The 19,446-nt window shown below is 50.7% G+C and carries 21 protein-coding genes and 1 riboswitch; all 21 genes read left to right on the forward strand.

Annotated features, from left to right (window positions below; genetic code table 11):
* The first annotated feature begins 106 nt into the window (after window positions 1–106).
* The 21 genes from ACQ76X_RS08450 to ACQ76X_RS08550 all read left to right on the forward strand — a co-directional run bounded on the left by ACQ76X_RS08450 (window position 107) and on the right by ACQ76X_RS08550 (window position 19,288).
* Window positions 107–1,291, forward strand: coding sequence for an FtsW/RodA/SpoVE family cell cycle protein (locus ACQ76X_RS08450; RefSeq protein WP_076109667.1), 1,185 nt, complete (start codon window positions 107–109; stop codon window positions 1,289–1,291).
* 234 nt (window positions 1,292–1,525) lie between these two features.
* The gene (locus tag ACQ76X_RS08455; protein ID WP_438492961.1) at window positions 1,526–2,737 is read left to right on the forward strand and encodes an FtsW/RodA/SpoVE family cell cycle protein; all 1,212 of its coding nucleotides are present in this window, start codon (window positions 1,526–1,528) and stop codon (window positions 2,735–2,737) included.
* Window positions 2,738–3,054: 317 nt separating this feature from the next.
* Window positions 3,055–3,804: a stage II sporulation protein R gene (spoIIR, locus tag ACQ76X_RS08460; RefSeq protein WP_438492963.1), complete on the forward strand. Its 750-nt coding sequence runs from the start codon at window positions 3,055–3,057 to the stop codon at window positions 3,802–3,804.
* A gap of 130 nt (window positions 3,805–3,934) precedes the next feature.
* On the forward strand, window positions 3,935–5,212 hold the full coding sequence (locus ACQ76X_RS08465) for an L-threonylcarbamoyladenylate synthase (RefSeq protein WP_438492965.1): 1,278 nt from the start codon (window positions 3,935–3,937) through the stop codon (window positions 5,210–5,212).
* Between the two features lie 219 nt (window positions 5,213–5,431).
* Complete coding sequence (locus ACQ76X_RS08470) at window positions 5,432–6,004, forward strand: manganese efflux pump MntP (protein WP_438493164.1); 573 nt, start codon at window positions 5,432–5,434, stop codon at window positions 6,002–6,004.
* A 52-nt stretch (window positions 6,005–6,056) separates the two neighbouring features.
* Window positions 6,057–6,644 carry a low molecular weight protein arginine phosphatase gene (locus tag ACQ76X_RS08475; protein ID WP_076109662.1) on the forward strand — a complete coding sequence of 196 codons (588 nt, stop codon included), beginning with the start codon at window positions 6,057–6,059 and terminating at the stop codon, window positions 6,642–6,644.
* A gap of 50 nt (window positions 6,645–6,694) precedes the next feature.
* A riboswitch (ZMP/ZTP riboswitch) is annotated at window positions 6,695–6,777 on the forward strand.
* Window positions 6,778–7,011: 234 nt separating this feature from the next.
* Window positions 7,012–7,602 (forward strand): TIGR01440 family protein, encoded by a 591-nt coding sequence (locus ACQ76X_RS08480; RefSeq protein ID WP_438493165.1) that lies wholly within the window; start codon window positions 7,012–7,014, stop codon window positions 7,600–7,602.
* A gap of 87 nt (window positions 7,603–7,689) precedes the next feature.
* Entirely contained in the window at window positions 7,690–8,940 is a 1,251-nt protein-coding gene (glyA, locus tag ACQ76X_RS08485; protein ID WP_438493166.1) for a serine hydroxymethyltransferase, read from the forward strand.
* Window positions 8,941–9,400: 460 nt separating this feature from the next.
* Window positions 9,401–10,030, forward strand: coding sequence for a uracil phosphoribosyltransferase (upp, locus tag ACQ76X_RS08490; RefSeq protein ID WP_038597434.1), 630 nt, complete (start codon window positions 9,401–9,403; stop codon window positions 10,028–10,030).
* A 66-nt stretch (window positions 10,031–10,096) separates the two neighbouring features.
* Window positions 10,097–11,257 (forward strand): non-hydrolyzing UDP-N-acetylglucosamine 2-epimerase, encoded by a 1,161-nt coding sequence (wecB, locus tag ACQ76X_RS08495; protein ID WP_038597431.1) that lies wholly within the window; start codon window positions 10,097–10,099, stop codon window positions 11,255–11,257.
* A gap of 179 nt (window positions 11,258–11,436) precedes the next feature.
* A complete protein-coding gene (locus ACQ76X_RS08500) occupies window positions 11,437–11,670 on the forward strand; it encodes an AtpZ/AtpI family protein (protein WP_052092354.1) in 234 nt (77 codons plus the stop codon).
* Window positions 11,663–12,040, forward strand: coding sequence for an ATP synthase subunit I (locus ACQ76X_RS08505; RefSeq protein ID WP_342437453.1), 378 nt, complete (start codon window positions 11,663–11,665; stop codon window positions 12,038–12,040). Before ACQ76X_RS08500 ends, ACQ76X_RS08505 begins: the two co-directional genes overlap by 8 nt.
* A gap of 29 nt (window positions 12,041–12,069) precedes the next feature.
* Entirely contained in the window at window positions 12,070–12,837 is a 768-nt protein-coding gene (gene atpB / locus ACQ76X_RS08510) for a F0F1 ATP synthase subunit A (protein WP_076109661.1), read from the forward strand.
* A gap of 107 nt (window positions 12,838–12,944) precedes the next feature.
* Window positions 12,945–13,157: a F0F1 ATP synthase subunit C gene (gene atpE, locus ACQ76X_RS08515; RefSeq protein ID WP_036699216.1), complete on the forward strand. Its 213-nt coding sequence runs from the start codon at window positions 12,945–12,947 to the stop codon at window positions 13,155–13,157.
* A gap of 97 nt (window positions 13,158–13,254) precedes the next feature.
* Window positions 13,255–13,743 (forward strand): F0F1 ATP synthase subunit B, encoded by a 489-nt coding sequence (gene atpF, locus ACQ76X_RS08520; RefSeq protein WP_076109660.1) that lies wholly within the window; start codon window positions 13,255–13,257, stop codon window positions 13,741–13,743.
* Window positions 13,740–14,291 (forward strand): F0F1 ATP synthase subunit delta, encoded by a 552-nt coding sequence (locus tag ACQ76X_RS08525; protein WP_038597419.1) that lies wholly within the window; start codon window positions 13,740–13,742, stop codon window positions 14,289–14,291. The genes atpF and ACQ76X_RS08525 overlap by 4 nt, the downstream gene beginning before the upstream one ends.
* Before the next feature lie 11 nt (window positions 14,292–14,302).
* Window positions 14,303–15,814 (forward strand): F0F1 ATP synthase subunit alpha, encoded by a 1,512-nt coding sequence (gene atpA / locus ACQ76X_RS08530; protein ID WP_438492969.1) that lies wholly within the window; start codon window positions 14,303–14,305, stop codon window positions 15,812–15,814.
* Window positions 15,815–15,967: 153 nt separating this feature from the next.
* The gene (atpG, locus tag ACQ76X_RS08535) at window positions 15,968–16,834 is read left to right on the forward strand and encodes an ATP synthase F1 subunit gamma (RefSeq protein ID WP_438492971.1); all 867 of its coding nucleotides are present in this window, start codon (window positions 15,968–15,970) and stop codon (window positions 16,832–16,834) included.
* Window positions 16,835–16,954: 120 nt separating this feature from the next.
* Complete coding sequence (atpD, locus tag ACQ76X_RS08540; protein WP_038597411.1) at window positions 16,955–18,352, forward strand: F0F1 ATP synthase subunit beta; 1,398 nt, start codon at window positions 16,955–16,957, stop codon at window positions 18,350–18,352.
* A 65-nt stretch (window positions 18,353–18,417) separates the two neighbouring features.
* A complete protein-coding gene (locus ACQ76X_RS08545; RefSeq protein WP_038597409.1) occupies window positions 18,418–18,834 on the forward strand; it encodes a F0F1 ATP synthase subunit epsilon in 417 nt (138 codons plus the stop codon).
* A gap of 196 nt (window positions 18,835–19,030) precedes the next feature.
* Window positions 19,031–19,288: a DUF1146 family protein gene (locus ACQ76X_RS08550; protein WP_038597407.1), complete on the forward strand. Its 258-nt coding sequence runs from the start codon at window positions 19,031–19,033 to the stop codon at window positions 19,286–19,288.
* Window positions 19,289–19,446 lie beyond the last annotated feature (158 nt).

Genomic DNA, 19,446 nt, shown 5'->3' on the forward strand with positions numbered 1-19,446 from the left:
AAGATGGAATTTTATTTTTGCTGCCCCTTCCTTTACAATAGATTTTGACGGAACTTCCCTGCAGGCATGAATCTGGAAGAACCAGTACAAAGTAAGGAGACAGAATATGCTTCAGAAGATTAAAAAGATTGACGGCGTCATCGTAATAATTCTAGTGCTATTGATGGTCGTCAGCATTTTTTCCATATACAGCGTCACGCATGGAAGGGAAAAACTGGACGGGGCGCATCTCCGGATGATCAAGTTTTATGTGTTGGGCATTATTGCTTTTGTCGGACTGACGTTTGTGGATTACCGGATACTTGTTAAATACGCTTTGTATATTTATATAACAGGGATCGGAATTCTGGTTCTGGTCAGCTTTGTTGGCGCAGAGCAGAATGGCGCCCAGGGCTGGATTAAGTTCGGAGGATTCAGTCTACAGCCGGCGGAGCTGTTCAAGCTGATCCTGATTCTTTTTCTAGCGGCCGTGCTTGTCCGCAAGAACAGAAACAAACTCCGTTTCTGGAGTGATGTCGTGCCATTGGGCCTGCTTACATTGCTGCCGTTTATGATTGTCATCAGCCAGAATGATCTGGGTAACGCGCTCTCTTATCTTGTGATTCTGGTGGGGCTGCTATGGATCGGTAATATCAAATTCTCACATGCGCTTATTGGACTGCTCGTAATAGCCAGCGCTGCTACCGCAGGGATTATGAGCTATATTCACTATCACGATGAGATTAAGGGGTTCCTTGACGATATTGGGCGTTCACACTGGATTGAACGGTTTGATCCTTGGCTTGTGCCCGATAAAGCAACGGCCAAAGCGAGCTATCATACCAAAAACGCCAAATTGGCAATTGCCTCGGGCGGCATGAGCGGCGAAGGGTATATGCAGGGGACTTCCGTACAGACGGACCGTGTGCCGTACACCTATTCCGACTCCATCTTTGTTGCGATTGCCGAGGAATTCGGCTTTGTCGGTTCGGCGCTGCTGCTGCTGCTTTATTTTATTCTGATTCACCGGATGATCCTGATTGCGCTGGAGTGCAAAGACCGGGGCGGGCCTTTCCTGATTGTAGGGATTGTCGCAATGATGCTATATCAAATCTTCGAGAATATCGGGGCTTTTATCGGTTTAATGCCGCTTACCGGAATCACCCTGCCGTTTGTCAGCTACGGGGGCACCTCGCTTATGATTAATATGGCCAGTATTGGCCTCGTCATGAGCGTGCGGCTGCATGGACAGGATATTGAGGAGGATTTGCCGACATCTACTTTATACCCTTCCCCTGCCAAGCAAGGATAGTTTCGCTACTAAATAACAAACCGCTGGAGAACATCTATGCAGATGAACTCCGGCGGTTTTTTTTGTATGATTAAGTTTAAAATGGGAGTGTGAGTGATCAGGAAGATTATGGGCCTAAGCTATAAAATTGTATCCGGGCTGTAAAATGTTTTACAATGGGAATAAGTGGCTGTTATACTGTGCGGTTATGTTGTACATAAGTCCAAAATCCAGATAACTTAAGGAGTTCGCCCTATGCTGCAAAGGCTCAAAAAAATTGACGGCGTCATCATTGTTATTCTGCTCTTGCTGATGTGTATCAGTATCTTTTCTATATATAGTGTCACTCAGGGAAGAGAAGGCATGGGCGGAATGCATATTCGAATGATCAAATATTATGGGGTGGGTTTTGTTGGCTTTGCCGTGCTGATGATATTTGATTATCGCCTGCTCGTTAAATATGCGCTGTTTATTTATATTATGGGCATTGGGATCCTGCTGATGGTCAGCTTCTTTGGCAAGGTGAAGAACGGGGGCCAGGGGTGGATCGGAGTCGGTGAATTAAGCTTTCAGCCGGCCGAGCTATTTAAGCTGATTTTGATTATTTTTCTGGCTGCTGTGCTGGTACGCAAAAATAAAAATCAGCTGCTGTTCTGGCGGGATGTCGTGCCGCTCAGTCTGGTCGCACTGGTTCCCTTTCTTCTCGTCATCAGCCAGAACGACCTTGGCAATGCGCTGAGCTATCTCATCATTCTGCTGGGCGTCCTGTGGATTGGCCATATTAAATTTTCACATGCCCTGATTGGGCTGCTTATTATCGGAGGCTCCGCGACCGGCTTTATTTTGACCTATATTAACTATCATGATCAAGCAGTAGTTTTTATTAAAGAAACTCTGGGGCGCGATCATTTTATCAGACGCTTCGATCCTTGGCTCGTTCCTGATGTGGCGAGCAAGGATGCGAGTTATCAGACCCGGAATGCCAAGATTGCCATTGCTTCCGGAGGGATGAACGGAGAGGGGTACCTGGAGGGAAGCTCCGTGCAGGACAATATGGTGCCTTATTTGTATTCGGAATCGATTTTTGTGCAGATCGCGGAGGAATTTGGATTTGTTGGATCGGCTGTACTGCTGCTGCTCTATTTTATCCTGATTCACCGGTTGATTCTGATAGCCCTTGTCAGCAGGGACCGCGCAGGGCCGTTTCTCATCGTAGGGATTGTAGCCATGCTGTTGTATCAGATTCTGGAGAATATCGGGGCTTATATCGGTTTAATGCCGCTGACGGGAATTACCCTGCCCTTCATCAGCTATGGAGGAACTTCGATTCTGATTAATATGGCCAGCATGGGCATTGCCATGAGTGTGCTTTTATACGGACAGGATATGGAAGAGGATCTGCCGATGCTTGCCGCTCCCTCAGCCCCTGCCGGCAAATTAAGCAGCATGATTCCGTTCGTGAAATAGCGGATATCGAACTGCTATATAGATTGAATTAAAGATTTCCCCATTGAGGCGAGGACGTATCTACGGTGAATATTTGGACTTCCGGCCGCTGTTGTCCCCGGATTTCTTGATTTAACCTATTCGGTTGAAATCCGGAGACAAAGGCGGTCGCTGACGCTCCTACAGTTCCAAATTTCCCCTCCGCTACTTTTGCCCTTTTGGGTAGTTATTAAGTTCACTCTATATAATTATAAATTAATAGATTGCTAGGTTTGCAGCCTCTCTTCCCTGGACATACTAGGGACATAAGAGTTTCATAGGGAGAGGGGCTGCTGGAGATGGATGTCAATAAACCGGGAATACAGGATTCCTTGCGCGTAACCGTTAAGTATACTGCCATTTTAGTTTGTTTTTTTATGATCCTGATGATGGCCTGGGAAGGGCAAAAAAGTGATGCGGCGATAGCGGAGGTTACCATTCCTCAGGATTCGATCCGTTTGCGCATTCTGGCGAACTCGGATATGGCGGGCGATCAGCTGGTCAAACGCCAGATCCGGGACTCCATTGTTGAACAAATGAACCAGTGGGTAGCGGAACTGGAAGATCCCCAGAGCCTGGAGCAGGCGCGGACATTGATCCGGGGTCATCTGCCGGAACTGAATGCACTTGTCGCGGGCGAACTGGAGAAGCGGGGGATTGAGTACACCTACAAGGTGGAACTGGGTGTGGTTCCTTTCCCGACCAAAATGTACGGTGGTACGGTGTATCCGGCCGGGGAATATGAAGCGGTACGGGTTACGCTCGGTGCAGGCAAAGGGCAGAACTGGTGGTGCGTACTGTTTCCGCCGTTATGCTTCATTGATGCAGGCTCGGGAGATGCGGCTGCCTCCTCCAAAGGAGCAAAGACTGTTTCCGCTGCGGGAGCTGAGGATGGAGCCAAGGTGAAGGCTGCGGAAGCGGGCAAGGTGACAACCGTTTCGGCTGAGAATGGCAATGGGGATGAACAAGCTTCGGCCCCAAAAGTGCGGTTTTTTATCTGGGAACTGCTGCACAATCTATGGAGCTGGATCAGCGGATTATGGTCTTGAGCAGATATTAGTCTTTCTGGCTCGTGGTTGCGAGATATGTTACGATATAGGATGAACTTGAGCGGATTTGCTGCGGCCCCACCTGGTGGGGCCGTTTTTGATATTTAAAGAGATGATAAGGTGATGAAAAATGACAGAGCAGAAAGATTACCCGTTCGCGGCCCAGCGCCGGAGCGGAAACATAAAGAATACGGTTTACTGGGAACTGGATTCCGTAAAGGAAACTGGAGATCATCCGGCTGTGGCTCCGGTGCTGCGGAGTGAGGCGGATGAGCGAGCGATTATAGCGGCTGCAGCCATGCTGCGCGAAGGCGGCACGGTCGCATTTCCGACCGAAACGGTGTACGGGCTTGGCGCGGATGCCCGGAATACCTCTGCAGTAGAGGCAGTTTTTGCGGCCAAAGGGCGCCCTTCCGACAATCCTCTAATCGTGCATATTGCGCAGCGGGCGGATCTGGAAGACCTTGTGACGGAAGTGCATCCGGTGGGCGTGGCATTGATCGACGCATTTTGGCCCGGTCCGCTGACGCTCGTACTCCCGGTTCGGCCCGGCGTGTTGTCTCCGCTGGTGACGGCCGGGCTTGATACGGTCGGGGTGCGCATGCCTGACCACCCGCTTGCGCTCGCGCTGCTGAGCGCAGCCGGCTGCCCGGTTGCCGCGCCCAGCGCCAACCGTTCCGGGCGGCCAAGTCCGACACTGGCCGCCCATGTGATGGAAGACCTCGCCGGATACATCGGCGGGGTTCTGGACGGCGGCGCCGCCGGGGTCGGCCTGGAGTCGACCGTCGTGCAGGTGCAGCCGGACGGGACGGTCGCTGTGCTCCGTCCCGGCGGCATTACCGCCGAGCAGCTGGCTGCGGTTGCGGGTGCCGGGGCTGTGGACACCGCCCCGGCCGCTGCCGTGGACTTTGCCGGCGCTGCAGCCGGCCCGTCCACGGCCCGAGCCGAAGCGGACGCCGGTACCGGCTCCGCCTCCGGCCAGCCTGTCGGCGCGGCGCAGGCCGCCGATAACAGCAGCCCGGCGCCGCGCGCGCCGGGCATGAAGTACACGCACTACGCCCCGCGCGGCTGGCTAGGCGTAGTGCGCGGCGTTTCCCCGCAGCGCGTGGCGGAAACCGCCGCAGATCTGCTACAGGCGGCGCAGCGGAACGGCGAAGTGACGGGCCTGCTCCTCTTCGAGGAGCATAGGGCCCTGTATCCCGCCGTTCCGGCCGCCTGCGTCGTTTCCCTCGGCTCGCTGGACTCGCCGGAGGAAGGGGCGCGCTCCCTGTATGCCGCGTTGCGGCGCTTCGATGAAGCGGGAGCCACCTACATCCTGGCCGAGGCTTGCCCGGAGGCCGGTCTCGGCGCAGCCATCATGAACCGGCTGATGAAAGCAGCCGGTGGATCCGTGATCGACGCCGGATAATTTCCGGCTCCGCTCACAGAGTGCCCTGCGTTGAAGTCCCGCATGGGCACCCCGGTCCGGTGCAATGCCGGTCGAGTCCCTCCCGCCTGATTTTTAACCAAATTCCTTTCAACCAGCGGTTTCCCCGCCTCCGGCCTCTCCCGCTCAGTCATGATTGCCGTCTTGTCCGCATATCGTTGTTGTACAAGACTATCGGACTTTGGGGGTATGGGTATGGGCATGGGCATAGCAGGGGAATATGCTGGCTGGGGACAGCTTGTAACGATTGCCATAATGGCAATCGCACTTGGGATGGACGCATTTTCACTCGGTGTAGGAATCGGGATGAAAGGCATCCGTCTTTTGCATGTGCTGCATCTCAGCCTGCTTATTGCTTTTTTTCATGTGCTGATGCCGCTGCTTGGCTTGTTTACCGGCAGCTATGTGGGACATCTGCTTGGCCAGGTAACAACTTTCGCAGCCGGGGGACTATTGATCCTGCTCGGCGGACATATGGTGTTCAACTCTTTCCGGGCCGGTCATAATGGAACACGGTCTATGGATCACCAGACCTTCTGGGGCATGCTGCTTATCTCACTGAGTGTAAGCGTGGACTCTTTTTCTGTTGGGGTATCGCTTGGCATGTTTGTGAATAACATAGTTTTAACTGTTCTAGCTTTTGGGGCCTGCGGGGGACTTATGGCGATTACCGGTCTGCTGCTGGGCAGGCGGGTCAGCCGTGGACTGGGCGATTACGGGGAGGCGCTGGGCGGAGCGATCCTGCTGGCGTTTGGATTGCTGTTCATCTTCTGATACAATAACGGCAAAAGAACTTTAATTTATATTTTATTTGGAGGTGGAAAGCATGCTGCATATTTTATTCGTCTGCACCGGGAATACATGCCGCAGTCCTATGGCTGAAGGGCTTCTGCGGAAACTTGCGAAGGAACGCGGAATCGAGCTGGAAGTGCGGTCTGCAGGCGTATCTGCCATTTCCGGCACTTCCATATCCAGACACGCTGGAGCAATCTTGCGGGAAGAGGGCATTAATGATCAGATTATTTCCTCACAGCTGAACGCAGAGATGGTGTCCTGGGCGGATCTGGTGCTGACCCTGACGGGCGGGCATAAACGGCATTTGCTGCAATATTTTCCTAGCGCGGTTACGAAGACGTATACCTTGAAAGAATATGTCCATGATGAAGAGGCGGTTAATAGCGATATTCAGGAGCTGGACAGCTTGTATGCAGATGCGGAACTAAGCATAGCATTGGGCGGAGAGCCGAAGGCGACCGATTTGCAGCGGATAATCGAGATCCGCCAGCGCATTCCAAGCTTTGATATTACCGACCCTTATGGCGGTTCCCGTGAGGATTATGAGCTGGCAGCGGCGGAAATCCGTACCGCTCTTTACAATCTGCTCGATAAATTGGAATCCTTACGCCGTTTGTAAAGAAGGTTGATTTTTCGCAGCCTTTCCTTTAAGATGAAATAAATATTATCCGGTTCCGGTGTAACTGGCGACAAATGTGGATCAAACCACGATGGAGCACTGGAATAAACGGCCGGTCGCCTGGGCAAAAGAGCACATCCGCAGCTTCCTGCGGACTGCTCTTTTTTGTTTAAAATATATGTAAGATTAAGCTGCGCACTATCTTTCAGCGTTCATTCCCTGCTGTGGCGCAGCGGTACCTCTGCAGTAGAAACACAGTTTTGGCTTGAAATGAGTTGCAGTCAACGTTGAGGAGGCAGAAGTGATGAATGAAGTCATGAAGCAGGACTCTTGGGAAGAACGCGCTCCCGGCAGTCCAGCCGGGGAAGTGGTGGAACCGGCGGGGACTGAGCTTTCCTTGGCTGCTGCCACTGCAGCAGTCGTAGGCGAACTGGCGGAAGCCGGCAAGCTGGGGCCGGGAAAAATCCTGGTCGTCGGAGTCAGTACAAGCGAAGTAGCCGGCGTCCGGATTGGAACCGGCGGGGCGCTTGAAGTGGCAGAGCAACTGCTGCAGGGTATTCGCCAGGTTGCTGATAAATGGGGGTTTCATCCCGTATACCAATGCTGTGAGCATTTGAACCGTTCGCTTGTCATGGAACGTTCTTTGCTGGAGTCGCTCGGACTGAGGGAGGTTTCGGCGGTGCCGATACCGGGAGCCGGCGGTTCAATGGCTGCCGCAGCGTACCGCTCGATGTCCGACCCTGTTTTGGCTGAAACGGTGGAAGCCCACGCCGGGATTGACATTGGTGAGACGCTGATCGGCATGCATCTGCGCCGGGTAGCGGTTCCGTTTCGCCCGAGTTTGCGCTATATCGGTTCGGCCAGAGTCAATGCGGCCTGGAGCAGACCGCCTCTTATCGGCGGCGAACGTGCGGTATACCGTACACCGGAAACCAGTGGTGCACAGCTCTGCGATTAAGCAGGGCAGCAGCTTTTAGGCAATACATTAACAATCAGGGATTAAATAAGTACAACATAAACTAAAGCACCAGGGAGGAAATCAAAAATTATGGAACAATTGCGTAAGAGTGACCCTGCAGTACTGGAAGCCATGGGACTGGAATTAAGCCGTCAGCGTGCCAACATTGAGCTTATCGCTTCGGAAAATATCGTCAGTGAAGCAGTAATGGAGGCCATGGGCTCCGTACTTACGAATAAATACGCCGAAGGTTATCCTGGCAAACGTTACTATGGCGGTTGTGAAGATGTAGATATCGTGGAGAATCTGGCCCGCGACCGTGCCAAGCAGCTGTTTGGCGCCGAACATGTCAATGTGCAGCCGCATTCCGGCGCTCAGGCCAATATGGCGGTTTATCTTGCCGCACTAAATCCTGGCGATACTGTACTGGGGATGAACCTGGCGCATGGCGGCCATTTGACACACGGCAGTCCTGTGAATGCCTCCGGCTTGCTTTATAACTTTGTTGCTTATGGTGTGCAGGAAGACACATTCCTGATCGATTATGCTGAAGTGCGCAAAGCCGCCTTCAAACACCGTCCTAAATTGATTGTAGCCGGTGCAAGTGCGTATCCGCGGACGATTGATTTTGCAGCACTCGGTTCCATTGCGAATGACGTAGGTGCACTGTTCATGGTCGATATGGCTCATATCGCCGGGCTGGTTGCTGCGGGTATTCATCCGAGTCCGGTTCCGCATGCCCACTTCGTCACTACAACAACGCACAAAACCTTGCGTGGTCCGCGCGGAGGTATGATTCTCTGCAGACAGCCATGGGCCGCGGCCATTGATAAAGCTGTATTCCCTGGTTCCCAAGGTGGACCGCTGATGCATGTGATTGCCTCCAAAGCGGTTTCCTTCGGCGAAGCATTGCAGCCATCCTTCAAGACCTATGCCGAGAATGTGGTGAAGAACGCTAAAGTACTTGCGGAGACGCTGATCGGAGAAGGAGTTAACATCGTTTCCGGCGGTACGGACAACCATCTGATGCTGCTGGATACCCGCAATCTTAGCATTACCGGAAAAGATGCGGAGAAAGTACTGGATTCCATCGGTATTACCGTGAACAAAAATGCAATCCCGTTTGATCCTACCAGCCCATTTGTAACCAGCGGCATCCGGATCGGAACACCTGCGGTTACTTCGCGCGGCATGGACGAGCAGGCTATGGTAACAATCGGCCGCATTATCGCAAACGTGCTGAAGAATCCGAAGGATGAAGCTAAATTGACTGAAGCGGCCCGTGAGGTCGCCCAGCTTACAGATCAATACCCGATTTATCCGGGTCTCCAGTACTAAATATCCACTTTGCGGCCAGACTATTCCGAGCTTAAAGCTTTCGCCTCCGTTGCGCCGGTATCCCGGCTGCTTCGGGGGTTTTTTTGGAAGATGATATAAAGAAGCGAAATCTTCATGTTGACATAATGTTCACATATTAAAATTGAAAACAGACTGATGTTGTCATGAAATATTCATGAAAGTTCATGGAGTTTTCAATAAAATAAGTGAAAAAAATGTGAATAGTATTAAATGCATCAAATAGAACAAACTAAAGCGCACTCTATTTCCAAAGTACTCGGGATTTTCCTGACTGTACTGGAAGGAATAGCTTGCCTTTGTTTATGCTTCCATGAAAAGGACTGAGTCATCGTAGGTGAAAAGAGCCTCCGGTGATGATATAATAGACAGGATTTAGCCACGGAAGAAGCAAAAGCGCTTTCTATGGCGAACAAGACTCACAATTACCGGAGGGACAGAAATGGGAAAATTGGTGATTTGCGATCATCCTTTGATTCAGCACAAACTAACATTTATTCGCGATGTGCGGACCAACACGAAAGAATTCAGAGAGCATGTCGATGAAGTTGCTACACTGATGGCTTACGAAATCACGCGGGATATTCCGCTGGAGACAATTACTGTGCAGACGCCGGTGGCCGAAACACAGGGCAAGGTTATCTCAGGAAGAATGCTTGGCTTGGTACCGATCCTGCGGGCCGGGCTGGGAATGCTTGAAGGCGTTCTGAAGCTGCTTCCGGCAGCTAAAGTAGGACATGTCGGCTTGTTCCGTGATCCGGAAACCCTTCAGCCTGTCGAATATTACATTAAGCTTCCTACGGATGTGCAGGAACGGGAATTGATCGTTATCGACCCGATGCTGGCAACAGGCGGCTCTGCAATTGCAGCAATCACTTCTTTGAAGAACCGCGGCTGTACCCAAATTAAGATGATGAATCTGATTGCCGCCCCTGAAGGTGTCGCCGCTGTACAAGCAGCCCATCCTGATGTGGATATCTATGTGGCAGCACTGGATGACCATCTGAATGAACACGGGTATATCATTCCGGGGCTTGGCGATGCCGGAGACCGGTTATATGGAACCAAATAATCTCTAGAGAAGTAATATAGAATAAACGTAAAACAAGCATCTATTTTAGAAGAGAGGGTGGGGGTTATGTCCAAAATTAAAGTAATGACGATTTTCGGAGTGCGCCCCGAGGCGATCAAGATGGCGCCTCTGGTCCTGGAACTGAACAGGCATCCCGAGCACATCGAATCTGTTGTATGTGTGACCGCGCAGCACCGTGAGCTGCTGGATCAGGTGCTCGAGGTCTTTAAAATTACTCCTGACTACGATCTGGATGTGATGAAGGACCGCCAGACATTGAATGAAATCACCATTCGGGTGCTGGAAGGGCTTGAACCTGTACTGCGGGAGGCCAAACCTGATCTCGTGCTGGTGCATGGAGATACACTGACGACTTTCCTGGCCAGTTATGCCTCTTTCCTACAGCAAATTCAAGTAGGACATGTTGAGGCGGGACTTCGGACCTGGAATAAATTGTCCCCGTATCCTGAGGAAATGAACCGCCAGCTTACGGGAGTCCTCGCGGATCTGCACTTTGCTCCGACAGATTTGTCGGCAGGGAATTTGAGACACGAGAACAAAAAAGAGTCAAGCATTTATATCACAGGCAATACAGTAACCGATGTGTTTCAATATACCGTACAGCCGGACTACCGGCATCCTGTACTGGATTTTGCTTCAGGAAAAAGACTAATTTTAATGACGGCGCACCGCAGAGAATCTCAAGGCGAACCGCACCGTCATATTTTCCGTGCTGTCAAAAGAATCGCTGATGAATTTGAAGATGTAGCCATTGTTTATCCTGTGCATCCGAGTCCGGCAGTCAAGGAACCGGCACATGAGATACTGGGCGGACACCCGAGAATTAAGCTGATTGATCCGCTGGATGTCGTTGATCTGCATAATTTTTATCCGCATACCCACCTGATTTTGACCGACTCCGGCGGCCTGCAGGAGGAAGCTCCCTCCTTTGGAGTTCCTGTGCTTGTGCTGCGTGATACAACCGAGCGCCCGGAAGGGATCGAAGCCGGAACATTGGAGCTTGTGGGAACGGACGAGGAGAAGGTGTATCAACGGACACATGCTCTTTTGACCGATCAGAATCTGTATCAGTCGATGAGCCGGGCCGCCAACCCGTATGGAGACGGCAAAGCCTCCGAGAGAATTGTCAATGCGATTTTGCACCATTTTGGAGCCGTTGAAGAGCGTCCTGAGGAATTTCACAGAATGTTCACAACTAATAATTAAAGGCACAACGACTAATATACTAAAGTGAATAAAAACAGCATACAGTGAAACTGTACGGTTTATATGGTTTTGGTAGGCTTTGCTGTGATTATTTTCATGTTTTCAAGCACTTTTGAGCAATTTTCAATGAATTGACAAAGAGTCTGGATATTCAGTAAAATTAGTTGGGATTGTAGCCTATGAAGGAACAAAAGGACGAAGCCGGACTGGGACGGACCGCTTTAGTCATCGGAAGTGCAGGCACTTTGCTTGCCGCTTACATTATTATAGGTTTTTTTGCGGCAAGATGGCTGCAGAACCAGATGGACGGCCCCAAATCCTGGCTGGCCATCGGTACAATCACCGGGATGCTTCTCGGGATCGTTAACGTCGTCCTGCTAATCAAAAAATTTCTGGGGGAGCAAAATGGATAATATGACTCCCATGATCAATTCCGTTACAAGGATTACTCTCGTTGTGATGGCCGGATTGTTAATGGGATGGGCACTTCATCATGAGACCCGTACCGTGACACTGGGAATGACGCTTGGTTTGTTAGCGGGATTGGTCAACTTTCGTTATCTTGCCGCCAAAGTAAGGCGGGTAACAAAGTCGGCTGCAAACCACGAGGGGAAGGCATTCAGCCTTGGTTTTCTTACACGGATCTGTTTTGCGATTCTGGTCACCATGTTTTCGGTCAAGATCGAGCATTTCTCGCTGGAGGCAACCATTGCCGGCCTGTTCATTCCCCAGCTTCTCTCTATTCCTGTGGGGATATATTTAGGTATTAGGAATAAGTTGTAGCCAGATTAAAGAGAAAGGGGGATGATACTATGCATGAAATGCCATTAATCTATTTCGGCGGAATACCGATTGATTTATCCGCTGTTCTGATGCTTTTAATCAGTTCGCTGGTAGTGTTCATATTGGTAATGATGTCTGTCCGCAACCTGTCCGTTGAGAATCCGTCCAAACTTCAGAACTTTATGGAGTGGGTGGTGGAATTTGTACAGGGAGTCATCAGCAGTGCCATGGACCTGAAGAAAGGGAAACCTTACATTTCACTGGGGTTGACGCTGATATTGTTTATCTTTGTCTCCAATCTCCTGGGTCTGCCGTTTTCCTTCATCACTGAAGCTGATAAACCGGTGTACATCTTCGGACATGTAATCGAAGCGACCAAAAACTTGGCGCATGGCGAGCATGCGGAGATCTTGTGGTATAAATCGCCGACTGCCGATATCAATGTCACCGCAGGGCTGGCGATCATCGTGTTTGTATTGATGAACTACCTCGGCGTTAAGCTGAATGGCAAACATTATTTCAAACACTACATTGAGCCGTTTCCAATTTTCTTGCCGCTGAACATTATTGAGAACCTGTCAAAGCCGGTGGCGCTTGCCATCCGTCTATTTGCCAACATTTTTGCCGGTGAGGTTTTGATCACGGTTATTCTGAAGCTGGGATTCCTCGGTATTCCATTCTTGGCAGTCTGGCAAGGCTTCAGTATCTTTATAGGAGCGCTTCAGGCATTTATCTTTACGATTCTGACGATGGTGTACATCGCGCAGATGACGATCCACGAGGAAGAAGCACATTAATGAACTGCCGTGAGGAAAGCGGCAGCCGCCGGAACACTCTTCGCGGGAGATTTTTATATCATTAAACAAATACTAAATGATTCAAAATTAAAGGAGGATATTTACAAATGGAATTTTTGGCAGCAGCAATCGCGGTTGGTTTGGGCGCACTCGGTGCAGGTCTTGGTAACGGTATGATCGTCAGCAAAACGGTAGAATCCATCGCTCGTCAACCGGAAGCACGTAACGCACTGCAAACAACAATGTTTATCGGTGTAGGTATCGTCGAAGTAATTCCGTTGGCCGCAACAGTTATTGCATTCCTGATCATGTTTACTTAATAAACCGTTCTTACGGTTTGGCGGGGAGGGCAAGTGCCATCCGCGCCTTACTTTTGTATATGTCCGCACACCGCGGTAACGGAAAGGAGTGACCACAGTGACTATAGTTTGGACGAATATAGTTTTTTCAATTGCCGCATTTGTACTTCTCTACTTCCTGCTCAGCAAATTTGCATTCAGCAAATTATTCGCAGTTATGGAGAAACGCCGTGAACTGGTGATGCAGCAAATGGATGAAGCAGCTAAGACCAGAGAGCAGGCGGTCGCTTATGTAGAAGAACAGAAGCAGGCTCTGCAGCAGGCGCGTCAAGAGGCACAACAGATCATTCAACAATCCCAGGCCACAAGCAGCAACCAGGCAGACCGGCTTATGGATCAAGCTAAAGCTGAGGCTGCACGTCTTAAGGACGAGGCTGTCCGCGATATTTCCAATGAAAAGAACAAGGCTGTGGAAGCCCTGCGCAGCGAGCTTGGAACGGCTTCGGTCCGCATTGCTTCCAAGCTGCTTGAAAAAGAAGTCAAGGCTGACGGCGAGCAGGAACAGCTTGTCGATCAATACCTCAAAGAGGTAGGAGGCCGCTCATGAGCCGCGATACGGTAGTTGCTGGGCGCTACGCCAGAGCATTGTACGGTGCAGCGGTGGAGAAAGGCATTACGCTTGAAGTGGAAGAACAGCTGAAGACAGTGGTCGAGGTGCTGCATCTTGATCAAGAGGTGAAACGGTTCATTCATGCACCGCGCATCTCCAAGTCCGATAAGCTGAAGGTGCTTCGCACAGCATTTCAGGATAAGCTCTCTCCAACGGTGATGAACATGGTGGAATTGCTGGTTGAGCGGGGCAGAACCGATATTTTTGCTGAGCTGCTGGAAACATACATCAAAATTGAAGGAGACGCCCTCGGTATCGGCGATGCTACTGTGTACTCTGCTTATGCGCTTAGTCAAGAAGAGCAGGATACTGTGGCCGCAGAATTCAGCGAGCTTACTAAACGCAAGATTCGTGTTACGAATCTCGTGGATAAGAGCCTGCTGGGCGGACTTAAGGTCGTAATCGGCGATACGCTGTATGACGGCAGTTTGTCCGGCAAACTGGAGCGTCTCGAGAAATCTTTTAACGATAAGCATAGAAGATAGGGGTGAGGATATTGGGCATCAGACCTGAAGAGATCAGCACTTTGATCAAAAGTCAAATTGAGCAATATAAAGCCGATATCGAAGTGGCCGAAATTGGCACCGTCATTCAAGTCGGAGATGGTATCGCCCGTGTCTACGGTCTGGAAAACGCAATGGCAGGCGAGTTGCTGGAGTTCTCCAACGGAGTAGTGGGCATGGCGCTCAATCTGGAAGAAAGCAACGTCGGTGTTGTTATTCTGGGTGAGTATACGGCGATTCGTGAAGGCGATCAAGTTAAACGTACGGGACAAATTATGCAGGTACCGGTGGGCGAAGCCCTGCTGGGCCGTGTAGTGAATGCCCTCGGCCAGCCGCTGGACGGCAAAGGTCCGATTGATACGACAGAATTCCGTCCGGTAGAGAACAATGCACCGGGTGTTATCGACCGTAAATCGGTTCATGAGCCGATGCAGACCGGTCTTAAAGCGATTGACGCGATGGTGCCGATTGGCCGCGGACAACGCGAGCTTATCATTGGTGACCGTCAAACCGGTAAAACAGCTATCGCAATTGATGCGATCATCAACCAAAAGGGCAACGGCATGAAATGTATCTATGTTGCCATTGGTCAAAAACAATCCACAGTGGCGCAGGTTGTAGAAACACTCCGCCGCCATGGTGCTTTGGAGTATACAATTATTGTAACCGCGTCGGCCTCCGAGCCGTCCCCACTGCTGTATATCGCTCCATACGCAGGTTGTGCAATGGGCGAGTACTTCATGTACAAAGGCGAGCATGTCCTTGTCATTTATGATGACCTTTCGAAGCAAGCCTCCGCTTACCGCGAATTGTCCCTGCTGCTCCGTCGTCCACCAGGCCGCGAAGCATTCCCGGGTGACGTTTTCTATCTGCACTCCCGTCTTTTGGAACGTGCGGCTAAGCTCAGCGATGAGCTGGGTGGTGGTTCATTAACCGCACTGCCTTTCATTGAAACCCAAGCCTCTGACGTTTCGGCCTACATTCCTACGAATGTAATTTCGATTACAGACGGCCAAATCTTCCTTGAATCCGACCTATTCAACTCCGGTCAGCGTCCGGCGATCAACGTCGGTATCTCTGTATCCCGTGTAGGGGGATCAGCGCAGATCAAAGCTATGAAGAAGGTTGCTGGCTCACTCCGTCTGGATCTGGCCCAATACCGCGAACTTCAGGCATTCTCCCAGTTTGGTTCCGATCTCGATAAGTCTACGCAAGCCCGTCTGAACCGCGGTGCCCGTATGATGGAGATTCTGAAACAGGGCGTAAACCAGCCGTTGTCTGTTGAGCATCAGGTGCTCAGCTTGTATACCGCTGTTAAAGGCCACCTGGATGATATTCCTGTCAAAGACGTAAAACGCTTCGAGAAGGAATTCCTGGCGTTCATCGACAGCAGCGCTGCCGGCATTATTAAATCCATCACTGATACAAAGGATTTGACGGCAGACAACGAGACAGCACTGAAAGAAGCGATCGAGAAGTTCAAAAGAGGCTTCGCGACCAGCTAATCGCAAATAACTGTCTACCCATGCTTTGAAACGGGCTTTGGCTCTGCCAAAGCTCTGATATATGCTTACGAAGTTAACTTTGACTTCTTCAAAGCTCAGTTTATGCTTACGAGGTCAGCTTTGACTTCGTCAAAGCTTTAAGGTGGTGAAATCATGGCAAGAAGTATGCGTGATATTAAACGTCAAATCAAGAGCGTTCAAAACACCAGACAGATCACTAAAGCAATGGAGATGGTAGCCGCCTCCAAGCTGCGCAAAGCGCAGGAGAAAGCGGAAGCTGCCCGTCCGTACTCACAGAAGCTGAAAGAGGTCGTATCGAGTATTGCTGCCGGTACACAGGACTTGCAGCATCCGATGCTGGTCAGCCGTCCCGTGAAGAAGACCGCCTATATTATTGTTACTTCCGATAGAGGTCTCGCGGGTGGATACAATGCCAATATCCTGCGTAAAGTGACGATGCTTCTGGCAGAGCGGCATAATTCCAAGGACGAATATGCGCTCTTCGTCATCGGCCGTAAGGGCCGTGATTTCTTGCGGCGCCGTGAATACCCGATTGTAGAGGAAGTTACCGAGCTGTCCGATACACCGAAATTCTCTGATATTAAGTCAATCGCCTACTCGGCGGTTCAGCAGTTTGAGACAGGTGTATATGATGAGCTTTATATCTGCTATAACCGGTTTCTGAATGCCATCAGCCAAGTGCCAACCGTTGACCGTCTGCTCCCAATGGATGCAGTGGCTGAGGGGCACACAGGCGCAAGTGCAGCCTATGAATACGAACCTTCACCGGAAGGCGTACTGCAAGTGCTGCTTCCAAAATATGCCGAAACTTTGATTTATAGCGCAATTCTGGACGGTAAAGCCAGTGAGCTGGGTGCGAAGATGACAGCGATGGGCAGTGCCACTAAGAACGCGTCGAAAATGATCGGAGACCTTAGACTTACGTACAACCGTGCCCGTCAGGCGGCGATTACGCAGGAAATTACTGAGATCGTTGCCGGAGCAAATGCGCAGTCTTGATCTATAAGAAACGGGTGCCGTAGAGCGATACAACGTACCGCTCGCTTCAGGGGCATAGACTCCTGAAGACAGCACTGCCGTTTCTTCTCAATGTAACAGCTTTCGAGGAGGGAAATGAAGATGAACAAAGGACGCGTTGTAAGCATTATGGGTCCGGTTGTTGATATTGAATTCGAACGCGGCCAGTTGCCCGAGATTTTCAACGCTATCAAGATTGAAACCAGCTTGGAGAACGGCCGCATTATTGATCTGACGCTTGAAGTTTCCAATCACCTGGGTGACAATCTGGTCCGTTGTATCGCCATGTCGTCCACGGATGGTCTGGTTCGCGGATTGGACGCGATTGACCAGGGTGGACCGATTTCGGTTCCCGTTGGCGCAGCTACACTCGGCCGGGTATTTAATGTACTTGGCAACCCTATTGATAACGGTGCTGAGGTTGTCGCAGAGAAGAATCCGATTCACCGTCTTGCCCCGACTTATGATGAACTGTCGACCCAAGCGGAAATTCTGGAAACCGGGATCAAGGTTATCGACCTGCTGGCCCCATACGCCAAAGGCGGTAAAATCGGCCTCTTCGGCGGTGCCGGTGTAGGTAAAACGGTAACCATCCAGGAACTGATCAACAACATCGCTCAAGAGCACGGCGGTATTTCTGTATTCGCCGGTGTTGGTGAACGGACCCGTGAAGGTAATGACCTTTATCATGAAATGACCGACTCCGGCGTTATCAAGAAGACGGCCATGGTGTTTGGACAAATGAATGAGCCGCCGGGCGCACGTCTTCGTGTAGCCTTGACCGGTCTGACCATGGCGGAATATTTCCGTGATGTGGAAGGCCGCGATACGCTGCTCTTTATCGATAATATATTCCGCTTTACCCAAGCAGGTTCCGAAGTATCAGCCCTGCTCGGCCGTATGCCTTCAGCGGTAGGTTACCAGCCAACGCTGGCAACAGAAATGGGCCAATTGCAGGAGCGCATCACTTCCACCAAAAAAGGCTCCGTTACCTCCATTCAAGCGATCTACGTACCGGCGGACGATTACACTGACCCGGCTCCGGCAACGGCATTTGCCCACTTGGATGCAACGACCAACCTGGAGCGTAAAATCTCCGAGAAGGGGATTTTCCCTGCGGTAGATCCACTGGCTTCCAGTTCGCGTATGCTGGCTCCCGAAATTGTCGGCGAAGAGCATTACAACGTCGCACAAGGCGTTAAGCAACTGCTGCAGCGCTACACCGAGCTTCAGGACATCATCGCCATCCTGGGGATGGATGAGCTGAGTGAAGAAGACAAGGTTATTGTAGCCCGTGCCCGTAAAGTTGAACGCTTCCTGTCCCAGCCTTTCCATGTGGCAGAGCAGTTTACCGGCTTTAAAGGCAAATATGTGCCGATCAAAGAAACTGTGCGCAGTTTCAAAGAGATTCTGGAAGGCAAGCACGATGATCTTCCGGAGGCAGCTTTCCTGTTTGTAGGTACGATTGAAGAAGCGGTCGAAAAAGCGAAATCCATGTAATTCTGAGCTTTAGATCATGCTTTCGATGCGAGCTTTACTGGGTAAAGCTTTGAGGAGGAATGGAAGTGAATACCTTTTTGTTGGAAATTGTCACGCCGGAGCGTCTTGTCTACTCCAAACAGGTTAACAGCCTGACTGTACGGGGAGTCAATGGCGAGCTGGGCATTTTGCCGGGACACATTCCGCTTGTGACTCCACTTCAGGTTGCTCCGCTCACTGTAAAATCGGACGGTGTTTCCGTCACTATCGCCGTTCATGGCGGGTTCGTAGAAGTGCATAAAGACAAGGTGACAGTTCTGGCTGAAAGTGCCGAGCTGCCTAAGGATATCGATGTTGAACGCGCCGAAGCGGCTAAAGAACGGGCACAACGCCGTCTTCAGACCCGCAGCAAACAGGATGAGATTGATCACCGCCGTGCGGAGCTGGCGCTGCAACGCGCCGTTACACGGATTAAAGTGTCCACCGGAAAAGGACAACAGTAGCACGAAATGCAGTCAAGCCTATAGCTTGGCTGCATTTTTTTTGGAATAAAAAACCTGTAAAAAATGAACATATTGTCATGAACCTGGGGCTTAATGGGCGAAATGTTTAAAAATTCGTAAAAGTACTGGATTCTTTTCATCTGCGCAAGTATGATATAAGAGTCGATTTCCAAGTAACATTCACACGGGAGGTAACATGGAACAAATGATCTACGATGATTTATCCAGCGCGATCGGTACCAGCGGTTTGGTTTCAATGATCGTTTCTTTGCTCTGTGTCGTATTATCTTGGTGGGCACTTCAGAACCTTAAGCTCGATTTGGTCATAAGATATCCCAAGAGCCCTCAAGGAAGACTGCTCCATCTGTTGCTGGCTATCGTCCTCGGTCATTTCGTGGCTGGGTTTCTGCTGGATTACCTGGGCTGGAGCGGGCTGCTCCGCAATGTGTTTTAATGCAAGTGAGTTTGGTTATATCTGTATAGGTCTATGGATGCGAAAAAGGTGTCGAATAATAAGGTTTTATTATGTCAACACTGAAGTTTAAGGAACGTGCCCGCACATCGGGCGCACAGACGGAATATCCGATATTTTAACAAATGAATCTTAAATTC

It is taken from the genome of Paenibacillus sp. IHBB 3054 (assembly GCF_051594305.1).
Taxonomy (GTDB): domain Bacteria; phylum Bacillota; class Bacilli; order Paenibacillales; family Paenibacillaceae; genus Paenibacillus_AQ.

What these genes read in the sequence shown, in the direction of transcription:
- ACQ76X_RS08450 (WP_076109667.1), top strand. Translation starts at nt 107, where the DNA reads ATGCTTCAGAAGATTAAAAAGATTGACGGCGTCATCGTAATAATTCTA.
- ACQ76X_RS08455 (WP_438492961.1), top strand. Translation starts at nt 1,526, where the DNA reads ATGCTGCAAAGGCTCAAAAAAATTGACGGCGTCATCATTGTTATTCTG.
- spoIIR (WP_438492963.1), top strand. Translation starts at nt 3,055, where the DNA reads ATGGATGTCAATAAACCGGGAATACAGGATTCCTTGCGCGTAACCGTT.
- ACQ76X_RS08465 (WP_438492965.1), top strand. Translation starts at nt 3,935, where the DNA reads ATGACAGAGCAGAAAGATTACCCGTTCGCGGCCCAGCGCCGGAGCGGA.
- ACQ76X_RS08470 (WP_438493164.1), top strand. Translation starts at nt 5,432, where the DNA reads ATGGGCATAGCAGGGGAATATGCTGGCTGGGGACAGCTTGTAACGATT.
- ACQ76X_RS08475 (WP_076109662.1), top strand. Translation starts at nt 6,057, where the DNA reads ATGCTGCATATTTTATTCGTCTGCACCGGGAATACATGCCGCAGTCCT.
- upp (WP_038597434.1), top strand. Translation starts at nt 9,401, where the DNA reads ATGGGAAAATTGGTGATTTGCGATCATCCTTTGATTCAGCACAAACTA.
- wecB (WP_038597431.1), top strand. Translation starts at nt 10,097, where the DNA reads ATGTCCAAAATTAAAGTAATGACGATTTTCGGAGTGCGCCCCGAGGCG.
- ACQ76X_RS08500 (WP_052092354.1), top strand. Translation starts at nt 11,437, where the DNA reads ATGAAGGAACAAAAGGACGAAGCCGGACTGGGACGGACCGCTTTAGTC.
- ACQ76X_RS08505 (WP_342437453.1), top strand. Translation starts at nt 11,663, where the DNA reads ATGGATAATATGACTCCCATGATCAATTCCGTTACAAGGATTACTCTC.
- atpB (WP_076109661.1), top strand. Translation starts at nt 12,070, where the DNA reads ATGCATGAAATGCCATTAATCTATTTCGGCGGAATACCGATTGATTTA.
- atpE (WP_036699216.1), top strand. Translation starts at nt 12,945, where the DNA reads ATGGAATTTTTGGCAGCAGCAATCGCGGTTGGTTTGGGCGCACTCGGT.
- ACQ76X_RS08525 (WP_038597419.1), top strand. Translation starts at nt 13,740, where the DNA reads ATGAGCCGCGATACGGTAGTTGCTGGGCGCTACGCCAGAGCATTGTAC.
- atpG (WP_438492971.1), top strand. Translation starts at nt 15,968, where the DNA reads ATGGCAAGAAGTATGCGTGATATTAAACGTCAAATCAAGAGCGTTCAA.
- atpD (WP_038597411.1), top strand. Translation starts at nt 16,955, where the DNA reads ATGAACAAAGGACGCGTTGTAAGCATTATGGGTCCGGTTGTTGATATT.
- ACQ76X_RS08550 (WP_038597407.1), top strand. Translation starts at nt 19,031, where the DNA reads ATGGAACAAATGATCTACGATGATTTATCCAGCGCGATCGGTACCAGC.